4 protein-coding genes are annotated in these 3,393 nt (G+C 64.3%); 2 read left to right on the top strand and 2 right to left on the bottom strand.

Features of this window, described 5'->3' with window-relative positions:
* Positions 1-89: 89 nt before the first annotated feature.
* Positions 90-1,217 carry an AI-2E family transporter gene (locus VNZ93_RS11655; protein WP_325704660.1) on the bottom strand — a complete coding sequence of 376 codons (1,128 nt, stop codon included), beginning with the start codon at positions 1,215-1,217 and terminating at the stop codon, positions 90-92.
* A gap of 22 nt (positions 1,218-1,239) precedes the next feature.
* Entirely contained in the window at positions 1,240-1,785 is a 546-nt protein-coding gene (locus VNZ93_RS11650; protein WP_325704657.1) for a CDP-alcohol phosphatidyltransferase family protein, read from the bottom strand.
* Positions 1,786-1,937: 152 nt separating this feature from the next.
* On the opposite strand from VNZ93_RS11650, the gene purM reads away from it, so the two are divergent.
* The gene (gene purM, locus VNZ93_RS11645; RefSeq protein ID WP_325704654.1) at positions 1,938-3,023 is read left to right on the top strand and encodes a phosphoribosylformylglycinamidine cyclo-ligase; all 1,086 of its coding nucleotides are present in this window, start codon (positions 1,938-1,940) and stop codon (positions 3,021-3,023) included.
* An 8-nt stretch (positions 3,024-3,031) separates the two neighbouring features.
* Positions 3,032-3,393: phosphoribosylglycinamide formyltransferase (gene purN, locus VNZ93_RS11640; RefSeq protein WP_325704651.1), on the top strand; the 362-nt coding region annotated here is incomplete at its 3' end.

The raw sequence follows: 3,393 nt of genomic DNA, 5'->3' as shown, positions 1-3,393 counted from the left end.
TTCGGCGGCCCGGGCAGGAAATCTTCGCGCGACAATCTCTCCTCATGATCGAGCGAGAGCGCGAGTTGCCGCGGCGGCGACGCCATCACTCAGCCCAACTTGCCGCCCGTGTAATAGGAGCTCGCCATATATTGCCGCAGCAGGAAACGCACGAGCACACCGATCGCAGCCGCGACCGGCACCGCAACCAGCAACCCGACGAAACCGAACAGATAGGCGAAGGCGATCAGGGAGAACATCAGCCACACTGGGTGCAGTCCGATCTCCTTGCCAACGAGTTGAGGCTGCAGGATGTTTCCCTCGACAAACTGTCCGACCAGGAACACGGCCGCGGCCATCGCCGGCATATGCCAGTCCGGCCAGAACTGCGCCGTCGCGACACCCACTGCGAGCAGGAAACCCGTGATCGTCCCGACATACGGCGCAAAGCCGAGGATGGCGGCCGTGATCCCGATCAGCAGCCCGAAATTCACGCCCATCAGCATCAGTGCGACGGCGTAGAACGTGCCGAGGATCATGCACACGATGGCCTGACCACGGACGAAGCCCGCGATCGCGTTGTCCATCTCGCGCGCGAGACCGCGCACGGTTTCGCGATGATGGATCGGCGTCCATGAGTCGACGGTCTGGAGCATGCGCGGCCAGTCGAGCAGCAGATAGAAGGCGACGATCGGGGTGATCACCACCAGCGAAAGCACCGACACCAGCGCACGCCCGCCGGTCCAGAGCGAACCGAGGAACGAGCCTGCCCAGCTGGCGGCGGTGGCCGCGACTGTGCCCGCCGACTTCTGCGCCTCGGGCATCTTTTCGCCGATGTATTTCCCGACCCAGCCCTGACTTGCCTCGTTGACCACCTGACGCAGCCGCTCGACGTAATGCGGCACGCGCGCGACGAAATCGGCAATCTGCTCGGCCAGAACCGGCACCAGCAGGATCAGCGCGAGTGCGATCAGGGAGATGAAAATCAGGACAACGACGACGGAAGCGATCGCTCGGCTGAGACCGAGGCGCTGCACCTGACGGACCAGCGGATCGAGAAGATAGGCGAGCGCCATGCCGGCGATGAACGGCATCAGCACATCGCCAAGCAACCAGAGCAACAGGATGAAGACGACCAGCGCGCCAGTCCAGAAGATGAGTTGACGCCGCAATGTGAGCGGGCCGCCGGTCAGTTGCGGCGGCGGACCGTCGGTCGGACCCGTCGTCGTGGTGTTCATGCTCTGCCGCCCCCTGCCGCCCTTATTGTGCGGCTCCATTGGTACCGAAATGGCGTATCCATTCGGCGACATAGAAGCCGATCGAAAGCAACGTCAATATCGTGACCAGAGCCATCAGAACCGGCAAGACCCATCCGACCTCAAAATGCAGGCCGAGCGATCCCAGCGCCGTGCCGGCGAGCACGATCTGGGCCACGGTGTTCAGTTTCGACACGGGGTGCGGACGGACCGGCATCGGGCGGTTGATCAGCATGGCCAGCAGAAAGCCGCCGACAATGAGGATGTCCCGGGATACCACCAGAATCACCATCCAGCGCGGCAGCGTCTCGGTGAAGCCAAGAGCCACGTAGATCGACACGATCAGGGCCTTGTCGGCCACCGGATCCAGCAGGGCGCCGAGTTCGGTCGCCATCCCGAACCGCTTGGCAAGGAAGCCGTCGACGGCGTCGCTGATGCCGGCGGCAAGAAACAGCACGAAGGCAGGCAGCATCTGGCCAGACGTGATGGCCCAAACGATCAGCGGCACGCACAGAATGCGTGCCATGGTAATGAGGTTAGGTAGGCTCAACGCAAGGCCCCGGCAGAATCAGGACCGGATAACTCGGCCCTCGAACAATTATAACCGCGCCCAAAGCATTGCGCCTAATACGATTTTCGCGCTACCACGCGGCGAATTTGCCGCAAGGCGCGCCAAATTCTGGACGATGGGGCTTTGAACAGATGTCCGGCAAGAAATCCATCCCGGAGGGCGGCCTGACCTATGGACAGGCCGGCGTCGACATCGATGCCGGCAACCGGATGGTCGACCTTATCAAGCCGCTGGTGCGGTCGACGGCACGCGCCGGAGCCGATGCCGAAATCGGCGGATTTGGCGGCCTGTTCGATCTCGCCCGGACCGGCTTCAGGGACCCGGTCCTCGTGGCCGCGACCGACGGCGTCGGCACCAAGGTCAAGATCGCGATCGAGACCGGACGGCACGACACGATCGGCATCGATCTCGTCGCCATGTCGGTCAACGACCTCGTCGTCCAGGGCGCGGAGCCGCTGTTCTTTCTCGACTATTTCGCCTGCTCCAGGCTCGATCCGGATGCCGGTGCGAAGGTGGTGGCCGGTATCGCCAAGGGCTGCCGCGAGTCCGGCTGCGCCTTGATCGGCGGCGAGACCGCGGAAATGCCCGGCCTCTATCAGCCGGGCGATTACGATCTCGCTGGATTTGCGGTCGGCGCCGCCGAACGCGGCACGATCCTGCCACGCGCCGATATCGGCGAAGGCGATGCGATCATCGGCATGGCGTCCTCGGGCGTTCACTCCAACGGGTTCTCGCTGGTGCGCAAGATCGTGGAGCGCTCGGGCCTCGGCTTCGAGGCGCCGGCACCGTTCGCACCGGGCAAGAGCCTGGGCGAAGCGCTGCTCGAACCGACCCGGCTCTACGTGAAGTCCTGCCTTGCCGCGATCCGCAAGACCGGCGCCGTCAAGGCGCTGGCGCACATTACCGGCGGCGGCTTTCCGGACAACATCCCGCGCGCGTTACCAAAGGGGCTCGGCGCAGACATCGACCTCTCCGCCGTCAACGCGCTTCCCGTATTCCGCTGGCTCGCGAAAGAAGGCGGCGTCGCGGTCCCTGAAATGCTGCGCACCTTCAATTGCGGGATCGGCATGATCGCGGTTGTCGCGCCCGGGAATGTCGATGCGGTGCTTGCGGTGCTGCGCGACCACGGCGAGACGGTAACGCAGATCGGCACGGTCGTACCGGCGGCGGGCGAGGATCGCGTGACCTATCGCGGCGCGCTCGACCTGTCGCTGTAACGCGCATCATGGCGCGCAAGCGGACCGCTGTTCTGATCTCCGGTCGCGGTTCCAACATGACCGCGCTGATCGAGGCTGCGCGCGACGAGAGCTATCCCGCTGAAATTGCACTGGTCGTATCCAACCGGCCGGACGCTGGCGGCCTGCAGCGCGCTGCCGAGGCCGGGATCGCGACGGCTGTGGTCGACCACAAAACTTACGGCAAGGATCGCGAGGCCTTCGAACGCGCGTTGCAGGACGTGTTGCTTCAGCATCGCATCGAAGTCGTCTGCCTCGCCGGTTTCATGCGAATCCTCACCGCGTGGTTTGTGGGACAATGGCCGAACCGGATGCTCAACATCCATCCGGCGCTCCTCCCCGCCTTCAAGGG

It is taken from the genome of Pseudorhodoplanes sp. (assembly GCF_035565795.1).
GTDB lineage: Bacteria > Pseudomonadota > Alphaproteobacteria > Rhizobiales > Xanthobacteraceae > Pseudorhodoplanes.
The sequence above is the reverse complement of the archived record's forward strand: the minus strand, read 5'-3'. Positions and strand labels throughout refer to the sequence as shown.

Excerpts from the sequence above, each read along its gene's own strand:
- VNZ93_RS11655 (WP_325704660.1), bottom strand. The coding sequence starts at position 1,217 with ATGAACACCACGACGACGGGTCCGACCGACGGTCCGCCGCCGCAACTG.
- purM (WP_325704654.1), top strand. The coding sequence starts at position 1,938 with ATGTCCGGCAAGAAATCCATCCCGGAGGGCGGCCTGACCTATGGACAG.